The following is a 16,703-nucleotide window of genomic DNA, read 5'->3' as shown; positions in this document are numbered from 1 at the left end:
ATGGTCATCGCGTTATATGCAATGTTAATGGTGGTCGCTGTGTTGGTGGTGCTGCCCTTGGCGTACCGCGTGTTTAAACGCCCCAGTACCGAACGTATCGTGGAATACAGAGAGTCCAATCTGGCAATTTTAAAAAGCCAGTTAAAAGAATTACGCCTAGAGAAGGAAATGGGCGATTTGTCTGAAAGTGACTATGAGCAAGCGCATATAGAACTGCAACGGCGAGTACTAGAGGAAACAGAATATTTAGATAAAGAGCAGTGGGGCAGTGCGCTAGGGGCAAAAAAGTTGGCGATTACGTTAGTGATTGCTGTGCCAGTTTTGTCGTTGGGCTTGTATTCCTACTGGGGCTCGCCGCTGATGGTAGAACCCGATACCTTAACCAGCCAATTGGCCGCCGAGCAGCCCGTGAATGTGGAAGAGATGGTGGCGCGCTTAGAAAAAAGACTGGAAGGGAACCCTGATGACCCCGCCAGTTGGTTGATGATGGCTCGCGTGCATACCTACTACGGCCGCCACGACGAGGCCGTGCAAGCCTATGTTAAGGCCATGCCTGTTGTGGATAACGACCCTACTGCACTCGCGCAGTATGCCGAAGCGTTGCTGTTAGCAGGCAAAGATGATTTGCAGGGATTGCCCAAAAACTTAGTGAACAGGGCATTGGATTTAAATCCCGAAGAACCCTTGGCATTGATGTTAGGCGGAGCCATTGCGTACCAAGCACAGCAATACGACATGACGGTTTTTTATTGGGAAACCTTGTTGTCTAAATATCCTGTCGATTCTGAGGCTGCTCAGCAGATCAACGAGGAGCTAAAACTGGTTAGGGCCTTACGCCATGAGTCACGTCAATAACAGTATGTTGCGTCACAAAGGACAACAGGAATGCTGATGGATGTAGGAGTGTTAACGCTGCTTACGGTGTTTCTTGCGGGCATGGCGTCGTTCTTATCACCGTGTGTGCTGCCCATTGTGCCTGGGTATGTGTCGTATTTTTCTGGGCATACTAAACAAGGCACTACCGAACAACGTACACCGCGTTTACGTATCTTGGCCTTGAGCTGCGCTTTTGTGTTTGGTTTTTCTATCGTGTTTATCGCGATGGGGGCTAGCTTATCTCTATTGGGGCAGGTGCTACTGAGCTATCGCTATGAATTAACTATTGTGGCGGGTGTGATTGTGGTCTTGGCCGGGTTGAGTGTACTGGGCTTGCTGCGGCTACCTCTGCGGTTGCAGCAGTACTATGTTTTCCAGCCTAGTGATAAAGAGGTGGGGTTAGGCAGAGCAGTAGTGATTGGCCTTGCTTTTGGATTTGGCTGGACTCCCTGTATAGGGCCAGTATTGGCTGGGGTCTTAATGATGGGAGCGAGCACGGCAAGTGCGGGGACGGCTACGGTATTGTTAGGGATATATGCACTGGGATTAGGCGTACCTTTTGTATTGGCAGCCTACTTCATGACACCGTTCATGCAGCGCATGGCACGTATTAAACGAGTGGGTGTATATGTACGCTGGTTTTCGGGCGTTGTGCTGGTCATTATGGGTATAGCGATGGCTACTGGCGAACTGGCACGTTTCGCTATTTGGATCTATAACACTTTTCCGGTACTGGGGAAATTGGGCTAGTACGTGGGCAAAAAGCCCGGGTAGGGATACCCGGGCTTTTTGTTATCAGGCCAACTTAGCTACAGCCACTTCGGTGGCTTTTACAAAAGCCAGTACTTCACTACCAATGGTGAGTTGTAGTTCATCAATAGAGCGGGTGGTGATGACGGAGGTCACCAAGCCCGACAGCGTGGTGACTTCAACCTCAGACACCACTTGGCCACGGTTAATGGCAGAAATAGTGCCTTTGAATTGGTTTCTGGCATTGATGATAGGGGTGGTCATAATGAATTCCTTTGTAAAGTCAGACAGCGATAAAGTGACGGTTAATCCACGCGTCTTGGTTGGGTAGAGCAGGTTCTACAGGGGATAGCGCGTGGTGTAGTTCTTTGATGCTTTGATCTAAGCGAATGCGTACATCAGCAGCGGGCTCGAAACTGTTATTAACAGCAGTAAGCTGGCTTTGGGCGGCATACACGCCTTTCAGCACTTTGGGTGTGCCGAGTGCCGCCAGAATAGGACCTAGGCTATAGTCCAACGCCAACAGGTGCAGTGAACTTCCGGCCGATGCCAGAGCTACTACGGTTTTTTGGGCAAAGGCATTTTCAGGCAGTACATCCAGTAGCGCTTTTAGCCCCCCCGAAATGGTGGCTTTATACACAGGGCTAGCCAAAATAATGGCTTTAGCACTGGCAATATGCTGATGTAGCTCAGTAATGGCCGGTGCATCGTAACGCCCAAATATCAGGTCTTCGGCGGGTAAATCACCTAGACGTATGTGTTTCACGTGTAGGCCTAACTGTTCTAGGGCTGCTGAGTAGTAGTTCAGCAAACTGGTAGAGCGGGATCTTTCGCTAGGGCTGCCAGAGATTGCGACAACATCATAAGCTTGGCTCATGCCACTGCTCCTTGCAGCTTTCTGGACGAATGCACAGCTGGGATAGGTAAACCTAAGTGTTCACGTAAGGTGTTGCCACTGTATTCCGTGCGGAACAGCCCACGACGTCGCAACTCAGGCAAAACATGCTCGATGAACTCAATTAAGCCACCGGGTAGCCACGGTGCCATGATGTTGAAGCCATCCGCTGCATTACTTTCAAACCAGTGCTGTAGTTGGTCGGCAATATCATTAGCGGTGCCTACCAGTTGCCAATGGCCGCGCGCGCCAGCAATTTTCAAGTACAGGTCACGTATGCTGAGCTGTTCGCGACCAGCCAAATCTACCAGCAGTTGGCGACGGCTTTTAGCGCCTTCAGTTTCAGGAATGGCGGGTAGTGGACTGTCTACATCTACGCCTTTCAGATCTATGCCCAATAGGCTAGACACCAAGGCTAGTCCTACCTCCGGGTGTATTAAGTTTTGCAACTGCTCGAATTTCTCTTGGGCATGCGCACGGGATTCACCAATCACCGGAAAGGCACCAGGCATGATTAAGGTGTGATCGGGATTGCGTCCAAAAGCGGCAACGCGATTTTTAATGTCTTTGTAGAAGCGTTGGCCTTCTTCCAGCGTTTGATGGGCGACAAAAATCACTTCGGCAGTGGCGGCAGCAAGGCTGCGTCCCGCTTCAGAGGCACCGGCTTGCACTACAACCGGGTGGCCTTGCGGTGAACGTGCCACATTTAAGGGGCCTGCTACTGAGAAAAACTCGCCGCGATGATGTAAGGCGCGTAGTGAGTTGGGTTTAGCATATACCCCTTCTTCTTTGTTGCCTACATAAGCATCGTCGTCCCAGGAATTCCACAAGTTGGTCACGACATCGTGAAACTCCTGCGCGCGTTGGTAGCGGGTTTGATGGGCATAATGTGTTTCTAACCCGTAATTTCTTGCTTCTTCACCGCTGCTGGAGGTCACAAGGTTCCAGCCAGCACGCCCGTTGCTGAGCTGATCTAACGAGGCAAATTGACGGGCTAGGGTGTAAGGCTCATTGAATGAGGTGGAGGCGGTTCCAATAACGCCAATCTTGTCGGTGACAGCTGCTAGTCCTGACAGTAAGGTGAGCGGCTCAAAATGAAAGGATCGCGCACTGCGAAAGAGTGTTGGATTATCAGGTTGGCGTACCCCTACAGAGTCGGCTAGAAACACGGCGTCGAACTTGGCGGCTTCAGCGCGTTTTGCTAAATCAGCATAATGTTGGAAGCTGAAGCTGGCTTCTGCATCGGCATCTGGGTGACGCCAGCCAGCGATATGGTGGCCGGTTTGCATTAAAAAGGCACCTAGCTTTATTTGTTTTTTCTGTGCTTTGCTCATGATCATTCCTTGTCGAGTTACCACGCTACATTGAGACCATTTAAGGTGGTCCACAACGGAGCTTGAGGTGTGGGAGGAGATGGCGGGAGGGAAGGGGTGGTACTTACAAAACTGCGTAGTATGTCATCGCGATACGCGATAAAACGTGGGTCGCTGCGATTGCGGGGGCGATCTAAATTGATGTCCACAATGCGTTGTATCTGGCCAGGATTAGGCTGCATGATGACCACGCGGTCGCCCAGAAACACGGCTTCATCCACATCGTGAGTGACCAAAATCATGGTGATCTGTTCTTGTTGCCAGATGTTTTGTATTTCGTGCTGCAGACGAGTGCGTGTTAGTGCATCAAGCGCGCCTAATGGTTCGTCTAACAACAGGATGGAAGGGCGATTCACCAGTCCACGAGCGATGGCAACACGCTGCGCCATGCCACCGGAAATGGCACTTGGTAGGTGGTGCTCAAAACCCTGTAAACCAACTAAGTCAATGTGCTGCTGTACCCGCTCTAGTTGTTCTTGAGTAGATAGTTTGCTGTTGCGCAACGCGAATTGGATGTTCTTGCTCACTGATAACCAAGGGAGTAAGCGGTGATCTTGGAACACAATGCCGCGATCCAGACCGGGGCCGCGTATAGGCGCATCGCCTAAGGTGATGCTGCCTGTGAAGTCGGTATCTAAACCCAGTATGAGACGCAGTAGCGTAGACTTCCCGCAGCCACTGCTCCCCACAATGCTGATGAACTCACCCGGGCGTATCGCCAAGTTAATGTCGTTCAGAACTTGTAAGGTGCTTTGGCTATCAGGCTGGTGAAAATGCTTAGTAATATGCTGCAGCGTGAGCGCAGGGCTTTGCTGAAGTGTCATAACAGATCCTTGAATGGCGTTCAGGTTATGCGCTACTGCGGGAAGTACAGACGCAGGCGTCGTTCTATGAGACGGGCAGACCAGTTCAAGCCGGCGCCAATCAACCCTATGGTGGTCATGCCTATCAGCACTAAATCCATGCGGAACAACTCGCTGCCTTCAATTAGGATAGTGCCTAGCCCCGGTCCGGAAACCAGCAGGTACTCAGCCCCTATAGTGGCAAGCCAGGAGTAGATCAGCGCGAGATACACACCAGTAAAGATGGCAGGTAACGCAGCAGGCAGAATGACGTGGGCGATGGTTTGTAGTGTGCTGTATTGGTATACACGAGCCACTTCTAGCAAACGTAGCGGCACGGCTTGAATACCATCGGCGGTGTACACCGTGACGGGTACGAGGGCTGCCAATGATAAAAACACGACTTTGGCGGTGTCGCCCAACCCAAACCAGACAGAAATCAGTGGAATCCACGCAAACAATGAGATCTGTTTGAAGGTATTGAAGCTAGGCCCTAGCAGTTGTCTAGAACGTGTGGATAAGCCCAACGTGATACCCAAGGCTAAACCCAGCACAGAGCCTATGAAGAACCCGCTAAGTTCCCGCGTAAGGCTAGCGGTAATAGCGCGTTGTAGTTGGCCGGTGCGGCACAGCTCCACCAGTTGTTGCCAGACGCTAGAGGGAGACACTAACAGTGATGAATGCCACAACTGTTGAGTGGATGCCCACTGCCACAGAAATAGTAGGGATAGCGGCAGTATCCACGGCTCAAGGCGATACAGAGAGTGCTGTAACCACGTTGTAGAATGACGCATTACACAATCCTTGTTTTCGGGGTAGAGGACGTCAACACACGTCGTTCTACGCCATCTAGCAGGCGGTCTATAAGTAGACCAATCAGCCCCACGATGAATACGGTTGCCATGACCAAATCCAGTTGAAACAGTTGGCGTCCGTAAACAATGAGATAGCCCAAGCCTTCGCTAGAGGCCACCAGTTCGACGACCACTAATGAGAGCCACGCCTTGGTGAAGCCCAGACGCAACCCGGTAAAGAGGATAGGAATACCAGCGGGCAAGCTCAGGTGTAGAAAGCGCTGCGATGGGCTGTAGCCGTACACCAACGCAACTTCTCGCAATCGCTGAGGTTGTTGGCGCAGTAACTGGAATGTGCTCATGAGCGTAGGCACCAAAGCCGCTTTAGCGATCAAGATATATTTGAGCGCTTCGCCTATACCCACTAGCAGCATCACAAAGGGCAACCAGGCCAAGACTGGGATTTGCACCAGTGCGTTGAGGGAGGGCATGAGTAGGCGTTCGGCGTGTTTGGATACCCCCACCGCGATGCCTATTGCTATCCCAATGACGGACCCAGCTAGGTAACCCACAAACACACGTTGCATACTGGCTTCTATGTGTAGCCAGAGCTCACCGCTCTGTACTAAATCCAGTAAGGCTTCCAGTACATACACAGGTGGGGGCAGTACTTGGGGCGACACCCAGCCTTGCTCTGTACTGATTACCCAAACGGCAAAGAGCAGTACAGGTACTAACAACGCTTGGGCATACACCGTAGCGGCACGACTCAGTTGGGAAGCAAAGGGGTAACGATTAGCGCGATAGCCACCCACCTGTTGCGCCAGTTTTTCCTGTGGGAGTAGGCTCATGGCGTGCTCTTAGCGCTAGGAGTCACACCATCGGCGTCATACGCTACCCAAAAATCAGTGAGCTGCTGCTCTTGCAATGCCTGTTGCAAGAAGCGGTCGTCAAAGATTTGTTCTACGTTGACGGGGCGGCGGATGAATTGCAGATCTTTTGCGCCATCAGCGACGACTTGATAGCGGGTGCGGAAAAACTCGTCCAAAAGAGGACTATTACGTTGTGTGAGAGGAGTGCCCTCGAACTCTACGACGAAGGATTCATAGGGCGTTCCGCTTTTGGCCCAGATACGTAGCAGGGCATCACGGTTTTCTTCTTGCGATGCCCAATGCGAAGCACGTACAAACTCATTCACCACTTTTTGGGTGAGGTCCGGGTGATCGGTGATGAAGTCTTCACGTCCTACCAGTGAGGTTTGTCTCGTAAATTTTGGATCTTTGCCGTGGGTAGAGTAGGGCACGGCGATTAAGCCGTCGTTCAGTAAACGTATGTATTCAAACCCACCAAAAGCTGCATCGATGCTGCCGGATACCAGCGCGGCTTGGGCGCTGCCCGTATCGAGGTTAATGCTGCGCAGGTCACTTTCTTTGATGCCGTTATCTAGCAAAAGATTATTAGCGACTAAGTGCCCATTGGTGCCTTTGAAAATCGCGACTTTGCGATCTTTAAGATCCTGAATGTTGCTAATGTTTGAATCTTTAGGCGTAGCTAAATACAAATTAGTGCGTTGCCCACTAGCAAGTAAAATTTTAGTGTTTAAGCCATTGGAAACGCCAATAATAGTGGGTAGGTCACCTAAATAAGCAAAATCAATTTGTTTATTAGAAAGTGCTTCATTGACAGCAGGGCCCGCACCTTTAAAGAAAAACCATTGCACCTCGGTATCGCCAAAGGCAGATTCCAACCATTTGTTTTCGCGTACTACACTGCCAGGGGATCCGCCCCATGTGATGGGGTCTCCGCCACCTGCGGTAGCAACGCCTATGCGTATGGCTTTAGGGGTTTCGGCAGCGAGGCTAGGCGCGACGGTCGCGAATCCTAGACTGATAAGCAAGGGGAATGTGCGGAGGATCCCTCGGACTAAGAACGTACCCAACATAAAAAACTCCATGGTTTGGAAAATTGATTTTTTATATTAGGTGAATAAAATTATTTCAGATAAGAAGTAATTTATATTTAAAAATGTAGACTCAAATAATAAGTAAATGAATTGAATAGTTGATTATCTAATGAAATTTTATCTATATAAAAATAATAAATTAATCAATAAGTATGATTGGAATGGGCAATATATTTATGAATCAAAAAAGCATCAGACTATACCTGACGGCTATGTAGCGACGCTGGCTGATATGTTTTCTAGGTATGTGGTTGAGTTCATGGCTTTTCAGCGCGTACGGTTTAGGTGCTGGAGTACAAAGAAAGCGCTGACAACAGGCTGTTTGACGGTATATGTTGTAGTCTTACCAAGTGCCATGCGTCTTTATTCGTGTATTGCCGCACTGGAAATGACTATTTCCAGTAATCTTCGCTATAATTCCTCCATCAAGGGGAGTAGCTTAATTTCCGCTGCATCGTCATCACGGTAGTACCATGAGTACTCCCGGTGCACGGGTAACACACAGACTTTTGGCTGTACTGTTACAAGCAAGACCTTGCCGTTAAAGGGCAAGGTACGACTCCAATTCGAGAAAGCCTGTCCTTTTGGATCAGGCTTTTTTTGTTTTTGGAGTGCTTATGTTGGAATTTCTGCAAACGCTTAGTTGGGCGGCTGTCTTTCAGATCATCATGATCGACATCTTGCTGGGCGGGGATAACGCAGTAGTGATTGCGCTAGCGTGTCGTAACTTGCCCGCTAAACAGCGTCTGCAAGGGGTGTTATGGGGTACAGCAGGTGCAATTATCCTGCGTGTGATACTGATCGCCTTTGCGTTGACCTTGTTGGCTATCCCATATCTGAAAATTGTAGGTGCCTTGCTGTTGGCATGGGTGGCGATTCGTCTGCTGATTCCTGAGGAAGGCGAGCACGGCAATATCAAAAGTGGTGTGTCTATCATGAGCGCCATTAAAACTATCATCATTGCTGACTTTGTGATGAGCTTGGATAACGTGATCGCGATTGCGGGTGCAGCACAAATGGCTGATCCTAGTCACCAGTTGGGCCTAGTGATTTTTGGCCTGTTGGTGAGTATTCCTATCATTGTTTGGGGTAGCACCATCGTTCTGAAGATGATTGACCGATTCCCCGTCATTGTGACGTTGGGTGCTGCGTTGCTGGGCTGGATTGCCGGTGGTTTGATGGTGACCGATATTGCCTACACCGAGCGTTTTGGTGAGCCAAGCAATGTGGTCTTCTACGGTGCACACATCGCTGGTGCTGTGTTGATCGTGGCGATAGGTAAATGGATGGCAAGTCGCCAAGCTAAAAAGGCAATTACGCCAGCCGAGTAATACCTACGCATTCTATTACTGTTGTATCAAACAGCCATGGCGCCAGTTGCCATGGCTGTTTTTTGTTTGCCTAGTGAGACGGAAATGGGTTGTTCTTGGTTTTTTCTCATTAATAAATGATAATTATTATCGTTATATGTTTTGAGTGTGATTGTGTGCGGCCATGACCCAGCCTGTGGTGCCAGAGAAAAACTGGCTTCTTCGTTATGCTGAATTATTAGGAGGATGGGTTAAGCGCGCCAACATTCAGCAGGATGCCGAAGACGCTGTACAAGATGCAGCACTCAAAATGTTGGAAATGGGGTCAGTAACACCCAGAAATTCCACGCACTACTTTCACCGCATCGTCATGAATCAGTCGGTGAGCATCTATAGATCTGAGCAAGTGCGACAAGCGCAGAGTGTGGATGACTTAGCCGAAGAGGCTGTACCTACTTCTGCCAGCGCGCAGGAACACTTTGAGGCAGGCGAATTGATGCGTACCATGCAGCGTGCTTTGGCATTGTTACCAGAGTCTTGCCAAGAGGCTTTCAGGCTGCGCCAGATAGAAGGGCTCAGTAATAGCGAAATAGCCCAGAGAATGGGTGTGTCACTCAATATGGTAGAGCGTTATATGATGCGTACCATCCGACATTTACAAGATCATCTATGAGTGTTTTGATGTCTTGTATTGATAGAGGTGGCAGAGCCCATGAGTGACCGTCTAGACCCCAATACCCTGACAGATGCGCGCGATATTGCGGCGTATTGGTATGAGCGTTTCCGCTCGGGCACGGTAACGCCTGAAGAACAGCAACAGTTTGAGGCCTGGTTGAGGCAAGATCCACAGCATAGAACTCAGTATGACCGTATTCAGGCGTTGTGGATGGCTACTGAGCAGGCACTGCAACCCTATGCGACACCTCGTGCTAGCAACGCACAGAAACCAGTGAAGCAACCACGCTCTCGCAGGGCATTTTTAGGCTATGGCGTAGCGTTGGCGGGTGCAGCAGGTGTGGCCGTAGTGGTAGGCCCATGGCAGTGGGGCGGTGCTATTACCTACCGAGAAGTTTTTACCACGGCACAAGGTGAGCAGCGTAATGTCGTTTTGCCCGATGGTTCCAGCATGATGCTGAATACCAATACAGTGGCCGAAGTGCAGTTCAGTAAAAACAAACGCCTGGTGCAGTTGCAGCAGGGTGAAGCTTTATTTGATGTGCAAACCGTAGAGAATGCGCCATTTGTGGTGCAGATGGCGATGGGCTCTGTGCAGGTGACGGGTACACAGTTCAATATTTATCAAGCGGATCAAGGCTTCACCGTGACGGTGTTGGAAGGCTCTGTACAGGTACAAACAGGGCCGCGTTGGCATCGCGCGCAACAAGCGTTAGCAGCGGGTAGTGCATTGCGCGTCACAGAAGGAACCTTAACTGCAGTGCCGGCCGATGCGCATAAAGCAGTGGCATGGAGCGAGGGTAAAGTCGTGTTCAGGGGCACGCCGCTACGCGATGCCATTCAAGAGCTCAAACGGTATAGTGATGTGTCTGTACGGCTGACTACTGCTCAATTGGGTCAGTTGAAGGTGTCGGGTGTATTCAGAGTGGATGACCCCCACGCCTTCTTAGAGGCATTGCCCCATATTGTTCCTGTTGGTGTGAAAGAAAATGTCCAACAGCGGGTGTTTGAAGTCTTCCCACTACATCAAATTTACAATTAGTAACAAAATAAGAATAAATCTCATTCAGGTTTTGGGGAGGCTAAAGCGTCTGTATGCATGAAGAGGTTGTGAAGACCTCGTATCTGTTTACTGTGCATGGCTGTGATAGCAGTCGTGCCTTCATGCAGCATTAAGGATGCGTAGAATCGTGAGTCGTCATACTGCTAATAATATTGCACCGCGCCGCTTGGCATGTCGTTCTGTCTTAAGTTTGAGGTTAGTTACTGCTGCCGTGATGTCGGTAGGGATGATGGGGGTGGCAGCCACGGTGCAGGCGCAAGATGCTGCAGTATCCATTGATATTCCTGCGCGTTCGCTGGACGACTCCTTAATAGAACTGGGTCGCCAAACGTCGTTACAGTTTTTCTATACACCAGACGTGGTAAGCGGCATTCAAATTGCGGCTGTGAAAGGGGTCATGACCCCAGAACAAGCCTTGCAACGCATGTTGGCGGGTACGTCTGTGCAATATCGTCGACAAGGCCGAAATGTGACCTTGTCACGCGCTGCTACATCAGCAGCAGGTGAAACTACGCAATTAAGCGCGATACGGGTAGCCGGTAAGGCAGCGACAGATGTAGAGCCGGCGTATGCTGGTGGGCAAGTTGCCACGGGTGGGCGTATGGGGTTGCTAGGTAATAAAGACGTTATGGATACGCCTTTTAACGTAGTCAGCTATACCGATCGCTACATACAAGACAAGCAAGCTCAAGAACTGTCTAGCATCATTGCGGCTACAGACCCAGGCGTGTTTAGTAATGGTTCTACCGGCATGATTGGGGACAGTTTCAGTTTGCGAGGCTTCTCTGTTAGCAATAGTGATATCGCGTTGGGCGGGCTGTATGGCATGGTGCCTTACTGGCGCATTACCCCTGAGTTCGTTGAGCGGGTAGAAGTACAAAAAGGTCCAGCGGCCATGCTAAATGGTATGCCTCCCGGTGGGTCGGTAGGCGGTAGTATTAACTTGGTGCCTAAACGTGCAGGAGATGAGCCACTGGCACGTCTGACTGGTACGTATGCAGAGAAATCACAGTTTGGCACCCACATAGATTTGGGTAGACGTTTTGGTGAAGATAAGCAGTTCGGTATACGTTTTAATGCCATGTATAGAGATGGTGACAGCGCAGTGAAAGGGCAGTCTAAGCGTGCAGATTTAGCATCGTTGGGATTGGATTGGCGTACTGATCGCGTACGTATTTCTGCCGATTTATACACGAACAAAGACCATATTAGTGGTCTGAATCGAGGCATTTCGTTAGGCAAAGGCATGGAGGTGCCCGAGCCGCCTAAGCCAGATACGCTATTAGCGCCGGATTGGACGTTTACGACCACCGAAGACAAAGCTGCTTTGCTGCATGCGGAAGTGGACATTACGAATAGAACTATGGCCTATGCCAATTTTGGTCATAGCAAAACCAAGTTCAACTCCTTAGCCAGCTCTACCAACACTCTCTTTAATGAAGAAGGTGACTTTAAGAATAACTTCTCGTTTCAGCGCATGATCTACAAGAAAGACTCCGCTGATGCAGGGATACGCACGCAGTTCAATACGGGGCCTATTGGTCATGAACTGGCTTTTAATGCATCTTATTATCATCACGATTATTACTTTGGTTTTCAACGTAATATGATGTCAAACGATTGGATCACGAACATTTACGATCCACAGTGGGGGCCAAAAGTAGATACAAGTTTTAGATACGCTAGCCTGCCTAAAACGGGTGAAGTCAAAATCACCAGTTTTGGTGTGGCTGACATGCTGTCGTTTTTTGATGATCGCTTACAGCTAACCGTAGGCGTGCGTCATCAGAATATTGTGAGTGATACTTTTGATGCTAATAGCGGACGACGCACGAATCGCTACGACGAAGGGGCATTTACGCCGACGGTAGCGGCATTGTTTAAAGTCACGGATCAGGTTTCGATTTACGGTAACTACATCCAAGGTTTAAGCCAAGGCGCTACTGCCCCAGTGACTGCGGCCAACGCGGGCGAGGTCTTTGCACCGTACAAAACCAAACAGCACGAAGTGGGTGTGAAGTGGGACAGTGGCAGCTTGATTACGACACTGAGTGCCTTTGAAATTAAACGCCCCAGCAGCTATACAGACCCTGTCACGAATGTTTTTTCGTTTGATGGTGAGCAGCGTAACCGAGGCTTAGAGTTTGGTTTTATGGGTGAACCAAGTGAGGGTGTACGTTTGTTAGGGGGCGTGGCATATACCCAAGCCAAACTGACACGCACAGCAGGTGGCGTGAACCAAGGGCGTTATGCAACTTCTACGCCAAGATGGCAGGCCAAAGCAGGTGTGGAATGGGATATCCCTTACCTCAATGGTTTGACGTTAACGGCGAATGCAGTGGCAACGTCCAAGCAATATATCAATGCAGATAACTCGATGTCTGTGGCAGGTCGTACCATTTTTGACGTGGGTGCGCGCTACAACACTGTGATTGCGGGTAGGGATGTGACTTTGCGTGCGCAAGTGTTGAACGTAGGCAATAAAGCATACTGGGCCAGTTCATTGGGCAGCGGTTTAGGCGCACCTCGTACCATTATGTTCTCGGCTAGCGTGGACTTCTAAGCGGCATGCAAGCATTGCGTTATTTGCCGCTGATGTCGCGGTGTGTGGCAGCTATCGTAGGAGGGTACGTGGTGGCTGCCTTCTTTTCTATTGCCATGTTGCGCTTGCCACAAGAGCCTGCCGAGGCGGCCATGTTTGGTATGTTGTATAGCTTTTTAGTGTATGCGGCGGTAGTGATTTGGGTGTTTGCTGTACGTTCGGCAAAACGCGCATGGTTGGGGGTAATTGTTCCTGTGGTGGTGCTATGGCCTATGGCAAATTGGCCTGATCTGGGGGCAATGCTATGAGTGATGTCATCAAGAAAGCACCGCCCAAACCTCGTGGTATTCGCCAAACCATGTCTGACCTGCACATTTGGACAGGGCTGTTAGTGGGGTGGGTGCTCTATGCCGTGTTTCTAACTGGTACAGCCTCATTTTTTCGGGAAGAAATCTCGCAATATATGCGGCCAGAGTTGGCCGTGCCGCATCACTCTGGTGATGTGTCTGCGTTGGTGCAGCGTACGGTAGATAGCATACGCGAACAACAGCCTGCGTTAACCCAAGTCAGCATTCAGTTGCCCACAGAGCGTAAGCCTACGATCACAGCATCGTGGCGGGACCCTAATGCCGGTGGGCGAGGGTTCAAAAGCGTCACGCTGGACCCCGTTAGTGGGCAAGAAGTCAGTGCGAGGGCAACGCGTGGTGGGGATTTCTTCTACGCCTTTCACTTCAACTTTCACTATATGTCGGGCTTATGGGCCAGATGGATTATTGGCTTTTGTGCCATGTTCATGCTGGTGGCCATCATTAGTGGAGTGATCACACACAAGAAAATATTCACGGATTTCTTCACCTTTAGACGTAGAAAAGGGCAGCGTTCGTGGTTGGATGCGCATGCCGCATTATCAGTATTCGGGCTGCCATTTCATTTCATGATTACGTGGAGTGGCTTGGTCACCCTAATGGTGCTGTATATGCCGTGGGGGCTGCAAAGCTTACCTACTCCAGCCGATAAAGCAGCGGTGACTAGTGAGATGCGTTTTATGCAGCCGGCCGCACCGAAGCCTGCTGGCGTACCCGCTACCTTAGTGGCACTAGCACCATTAGTTGAGCAAGCTGAACAACGATGGGGGCAATCCACCATTGGTAGCGTGCAAGTGAGCAATATTAATGATGCCAATGCTCGCGTGGCTATGGTGCAAAGCCAGACAGCACAAGTGTCTACAACACCTAAATACGTGGTCTTTGATGGCGTAACGGGTGAGCTATTGCACGCCAAAGATGGCTCCGGCGCGGTGGCGACAACACAGGGCGTGCTCTACGGGCTGCATTTGGGGCGTTTTGCTGACATAGAAACACGATGGTTGTATTTCATTGTGGGGTTGGTGGGTACTGCGATGGTGGGGTCGGGACTCGTGTTGTGGACAGTAAAACGTCGCAGCAAATTGCCTGATCCAGAAAAACCATATTTTGGCTTTAGGTTGGTAGAGCGGCTCAATATTGCCTCCATTGCAGGGTTATCGGTCGCCATGGTGGCTTTTTTCTGGCTCAACCGTTGGTTGCCTGTAGAGATGCTAGAACGAGCGCAGTGGGAAATACATGGCTTCTTCTTAGTGTGGCTAGCAACCTTGGTCTGGGCCTTAGTGCGGCCAGCTAAGCGAGCTTGGGTTGAGTTGCTAGCGATGGCTGCAGGGCTGTGCTTTTTGCTTCCTATCGCGAATATGTTGGGGTTGGGGCAGGGCATGCAATCCAGTTTGGCTCAAGCAGGTTGGCTGTTCTTAAGCTTTGATTTAAGCCTGTGGCTATTGGCGATTGTGCATGCGGCGATGGCATGGCGGGTAGCCAAGCATCAACCGCCTCGCCCGCGTCCCGTGGCGAAAAAACGGTCGCCTGTTGCCGCGCCAGCACTAACCACGCAGGAGTCATGATGAGTCAGGCATGGTGGGGTACGCATGTGGTGTTATTGCTGACGTCTTGGCTGGGATTTTTGTGCTTGGGTTTTACCATGGTCAGACATCAAGAAGACGTATTTGAGCGCGAAATGCCCATTAGCGTGACGCGTACATTACGCAGTGTGGGGTGGTTGCTGTTGATCGTAGCGGCGGTAGTGGCTGTGCAGCAGTTGGGATGGGGAAAAGGTTTGGCGGCGTATAGCGGGCATACCAGTGTAGCGGCGGGGTTGGTTCTGTATTTTTTTGTTCTGATTGAACGCCTGAAAAGGCGTTGATCAGTTGGTGACATAACAAAACATCGAGGTAAACATGAAAGTAGCAATGATTTCTACCGTAGTGGTAGCAGCATTAATAGCAGGATGCGCGGGGTCTAAAGATTTTCGTGCCACCTCAGTACAAGGAAGTGCCATGACGGCAGAAGTAGCAGCTCCTAAAGTGGTGCGTGCAGCCATTGCACCAGCGTTATACGAATTGGCCTACTCGCCTAAACAGCGTGCTGTGTTTGTGGCATCGGTGGGCGGTCAGGGCGAAGGTGCAGCCACCCCGAAGATTTTCCGTTTGAATCCGGATACGTTGGCGGTAGAGGCTGAAATTGCGTTGGATTTCCCCGGTTTGGGCGTCACCCTGGATGATGACAATAACCGCTTATACGTAGGCAATGCCTTTGATGCTGCCGTAACGGTGATTGATACACGTACTAACCATGTAGTGGGTGTGGCCAAGTTGGCTGAAAAAGTGAGTGCGCTGGGCTTTGATGGCAAACCTACCGTACGTTATCCACACAACCTGCGTGAACTGCTGGTAGATAACACCACAGGTCGTTTGTTCGCACCGGGTATTTGGATTGATGACAGCTCGCTGTACGTGGTGAACCTCAAAACCTTGGCAGTAGAAAAAGTGATGCCAGGCTTTGGCTTTGGTGCAGCAGGCGTGACGATGGACCCTAAACTGGGCAAAGTTTATGTCGCCAACATGCAAGGCCAAGTCTTTGTGGTGGATGCCAAAACCTTGGAGCTGGATCGTGTGATGGAAGTACAAGCCGACCAGTTGTTGAACATGGTGTTTGATAACAAGGCAGGCCGTATTTTGGCGATTGACCAAGGCGGTTCTAACGTAGATGGTGTGCGTACGAATCTTGCTAAGCTGGATTACAAACCGCGTGGCACGGGCAACCGTGTGGTGGTGATTAACCCAACTACGGGTGAAGTTGAGAAAAGCATTCCTACAGGTACTGGTCCAGTGAACTTGGTGCTGGATGAAGAGCGTGGACGCCTGTTCGTGACTAACCGCGTGTCTGGCACGGTGACGGTATACGACCGTAACGACAATGATAGGGAGCTACACAGTGTGGCTGTGCCAGATTTCCCGAATACACCACGGTTGGACCCTCAAACTGGTGCGGTATACGTCAGTATTAAAAACGGTGAGCAAGCAGGCAAAGGTAGCAACGAAAGCGTAGCGAAGCTGTCATTTGAGTAACTTTACAGACTTTGCATACCTTGTTCAGTGTGACGGAACCTGAGTAGGAAATGGCAGAGCAAGCGCTATACCCTGACAGTGGCAAGGGTATGGCGTTTGTTTTTAGGTGGGGTGCACTAACTTATTGTATTAAAAAGTAATAATTTCCATGTTAGCTCTCAGGTAGAACCCATATATTTGCGTATGG

The 16,703-nt window shown here is 50.2% G+C and carries 17 protein-coding genes; 10 read left to right on the top strand and 7 right to left on the bottom strand.

The window, feature by feature from the left end; all coding sequences use genetic code 11:
* Positions 1-855, top strand: coding sequence for a c-type cytochrome biogenesis protein CcmI (ccmI, locus tag AC3QL0_RS15985; RefSeq protein WP_493009362.1), 855 nt, complete (start codon positions 1-3; stop codon positions 853-855).
* Positions 856-891: 36 nt separating this feature from the next.
* On the top strand, positions 892-1,626 hold the full coding sequence (locus tag AC3QL0_RS15980; protein WP_493009361.1) for a cytochrome c biogenesis CcdA family protein: 735 nt from the start codon (positions 892-894) through the stop codon (positions 1,624-1,626).
* Positions 1,627-1,671: 45 nt separating this feature from the next.
* On the opposite strand, the gene AC3QL0_RS15975 is transcribed toward AC3QL0_RS15980, so the two are convergent.
* Genes AC3QL0_RS15975 through AC3QL0_RS15945 form a run of 7 tightly spaced genes read right to left on the bottom strand, consistent with a single transcriptional unit; the run spans position 1,672 to position 7,427 of the window.
* Complete coding sequence (locus tag AC3QL0_RS15975) at positions 1,672-1,890, bottom strand: TOBE domain-containing protein (RefSeq protein WP_135866710.1); 219 nt, start codon at positions 1,888-1,890, stop codon at positions 1,672-1,674.
* Positions 1,891-1,909: 19 nt separating this feature from the next.
* Positions 1,910-2,503, bottom strand: a complete 594-nt coding sequence (gene ssuE, locus AC3QL0_RS15970; protein WP_493009360.1) for an NADPH-dependent FMN reductase — start codon at positions 2,501-2,503, stop codon at positions 1,910-1,912.
* The gene (locus AC3QL0_RS15965; RefSeq protein ID WP_493011013.1) at positions 2,500-3,861 is read right to left on the bottom strand and encodes an LLM class flavin-dependent oxidoreductase; all 1,362 of its coding nucleotides are present in this window, start codon (positions 3,859-3,861) and stop codon (positions 2,500-2,502) included. The genes ssuE and AC3QL0_RS15965 overlap by 4 nt, the downstream gene beginning before the upstream one ends.
* Positions 3,862-3,872: 11 nt before the next feature.
* Positions 3,873-4,718, bottom strand: coding sequence for an ABC transporter ATP-binding protein (locus tag AC3QL0_RS15960; protein ID WP_493009359.1), 846 nt, complete (start codon positions 4,716-4,718; stop codon positions 3,873-3,875).
* Between the two features lie 32 nt (positions 4,719-4,750).
* On the bottom strand, positions 4,751-5,530 hold the full coding sequence (locus tag AC3QL0_RS15955) for an ABC transporter permease (protein ID WP_493009358.1): 780 nt from the start codon (positions 5,528-5,530) through the stop codon (positions 4,751-4,753).
* Complete coding sequence (locus AC3QL0_RS15950) at positions 5,530-6,381, bottom strand: ABC transporter permease (RefSeq protein WP_493009357.1); 852 nt, start codon at positions 6,379-6,381, stop codon at positions 5,530-5,532. The genes AC3QL0_RS15955 and AC3QL0_RS15950 overlap by 1 nt, the downstream gene beginning before the upstream one ends.
* Positions 6,378-7,427: an ABC transporter substrate-binding protein gene (locus AC3QL0_RS15945; protein WP_493009356.1), complete on the bottom strand. Its 1,050-nt coding sequence runs from the start codon at positions 7,425-7,427 to the stop codon at positions 6,378-6,380. Before AC3QL0_RS15945 ends, AC3QL0_RS15950 begins: the two co-directional genes overlap by 4 nt.
* A gap of 683 nt (positions 7,428-8,110) precedes the next feature.
* Between AC3QL0_RS15945 and AC3QL0_RS15940 the strand changes: the two genes are divergently transcribed.
* The 8 genes from AC3QL0_RS15940 (at position 8,111) to AC3QL0_RS15905 (ending at position 16,516) form a co-directional block, all read left to right on the top strand.
* Positions 8,111-8,824, top strand: a complete 714-nt coding sequence (locus AC3QL0_RS15940) for a TerC family protein (protein ID WP_493009355.1) — start codon at positions 8,111-8,113, stop codon at positions 8,822-8,824.
* Between the two features lie 163 nt (positions 8,825-8,987).
* Positions 8,988-9,476, top strand: a complete 489-nt coding sequence (locus AC3QL0_RS15935) for an RNA polymerase sigma factor (protein WP_493009354.1) — start codon at positions 8,988-8,990, stop codon at positions 9,474-9,476.
* A 39-nt stretch (positions 9,477-9,515) separates the two neighbouring features.
* Positions 9,516-10,520 carry a FecR domain-containing protein gene (locus tag AC3QL0_RS15930; protein ID WP_493009353.1) on the top strand — a complete coding sequence of 335 codons (1,005 nt, stop codon included), beginning with the start codon at positions 9,516-9,518 and terminating at the stop codon, positions 10,518-10,520.
* 148 nt (positions 10,521-10,668) lie between these two features.
* Entirely contained in the window at positions 10,669-13,104 is a 2,436-nt protein-coding gene (locus AC3QL0_RS15925) for a TonB-dependent siderophore receptor (protein ID WP_493009352.1), read from the top strand.
* 5 nt (positions 13,105-13,109) lie between these two features.
* The gene (locus AC3QL0_RS15920) at positions 13,110-13,391 is read left to right on the top strand and encodes a DUF3649 domain-containing protein (protein WP_493009351.1); all 282 of its coding nucleotides are present in this window, start codon (positions 13,110-13,112) and stop codon (positions 13,389-13,391) included.
* Positions 13,388-15,013: a PepSY-associated TM helix domain-containing protein gene (locus AC3QL0_RS15915; protein ID WP_493009350.1), complete on the top strand. Its 1,626-nt coding sequence runs from the start codon at positions 13,388-13,390 to the stop codon at positions 15,011-15,013. Before AC3QL0_RS15920 ends, AC3QL0_RS15915 begins: the two co-directional genes overlap by 4 nt.
* Positions 15,010-15,312, top strand: a complete 303-nt coding sequence (locus tag AC3QL0_RS15910; protein ID WP_493009349.1) for a DUF3325 domain-containing protein — start codon at positions 15,010-15,012, stop codon at positions 15,310-15,312. Before AC3QL0_RS15915 ends, AC3QL0_RS15910 begins: the two co-directional genes overlap by 4 nt.
* Positions 15,313-15,346: 34 nt before the next feature.
* Entirely contained in the window at positions 15,347-16,516 is a 1,170-nt protein-coding gene (locus AC3QL0_RS15905; protein ID WP_493009348.1) for a YncE family protein, read from the top strand.
* Positions 16,517-16,703 lie beyond the last annotated feature (187 nt).

It is taken from the genome of Paenalcaligenes sp. GW821-LYS-B07-1, from assembly GCF_058803365.1.
Note: the sequence above shows the minus strand (reverse complement) of the source record. Positions and strands in the feature narration are given on the sequence as shown.

What these genes read in the sequence shown, in the direction of transcription:
- ccmI (WP_493009362.1), top strand. Translation starts at nt 1, where the DNA reads ATGGTCATCGCGTTATATGCAATGTTAATGGTGGTCGCTGTGTTGGTG.
- AC3QL0_RS15905 (WP_493009348.1), top strand. Translation starts at nt 15,347, where the DNA reads ATGAAAGTAGCAATGATTTCTACCGTAGTGGTAGCAGCATTAATAGCA.
- AC3QL0_RS15975 (WP_135866710.1), bottom strand. Translation starts at nt 1,890, where the DNA reads ATGACCACCCCTATCATCAATGCCAGAAACCAATTCAAAGGCACTATT.
- AC3QL0_RS15915 (WP_493009350.1), top strand. Translation starts at nt 13,388, where the DNA reads ATGAGTGATGTCATCAAGAAAGCACCGCCCAAACCTCGTGGTATTCGC.
- AC3QL0_RS15940 (WP_493009355.1), top strand. Translation starts at nt 8,111, where the DNA reads ATGTTGGAATTTCTGCAAACGCTTAGTTGGGCGGCTGTCTTTCAGATC.
- AC3QL0_RS15955 (WP_493009358.1), bottom strand. Translation starts at nt 5,530, where the DNA reads ATGCGTCATTCTACAACGTGGTTACAGCACTCTCTGTATCGCCTTGAG.
- AC3QL0_RS15920 (WP_493009351.1), top strand. Translation starts at nt 13,110, where the DNA reads ATGCAAGCATTGCGTTATTTGCCGCTGATGTCGCGGTGTGTGGCAGCT.
- AC3QL0_RS15960 (WP_493009359.1), bottom strand. Translation starts at nt 4,718, where the DNA reads ATGACACTTCAGCAAAGCCCTGCGCTCACGCTGCAGCATATTACTAAG.
- AC3QL0_RS15910 (WP_493009349.1), top strand. Translation starts at nt 15,010, where the DNA reads ATGATGAGTCAGGCATGGTGGGGTACGCATGTGGTGTTATTGCTGACG.
- AC3QL0_RS15980 (WP_493009361.1), top strand. Translation starts at nt 892, where the DNA reads ATGGATGTAGGAGTGTTAACGCTGCTTACGGTGTTTCTTGCGGGCATG.
- AC3QL0_RS15935 (WP_493009354.1), top strand. Translation starts at nt 8,988, where the DNA reads ATGACCCAGCCTGTGGTGCCAGAGAAAAACTGGCTTCTTCGTTATGCT.
- AC3QL0_RS15965 (WP_493011013.1), bottom strand. Translation starts at nt 3,861, where the DNA reads ATGATCATGAGCAAAGCACAGAAAAAACAAATAAAGCTAGGTGCCTTT.
- AC3QL0_RS15930 (WP_493009353.1), top strand. Translation starts at nt 9,516, where the DNA reads ATGAGTGACCGTCTAGACCCCAATACCCTGACAGATGCGCGCGATATT.
- ssuE (WP_493009360.1), bottom strand. Translation starts at nt 2,503, where the DNA reads ATGAGCCAAGCTTATGATGTTGTCGCAATCTCTGGCAGCCCTAGCGAA.
- AC3QL0_RS15950 (WP_493009357.1), bottom strand. Translation starts at nt 6,381, where the DNA reads ATGAGCCTACTCCCACAGGAAAAACTGGCGCAACAGGTGGGTGGCTAT.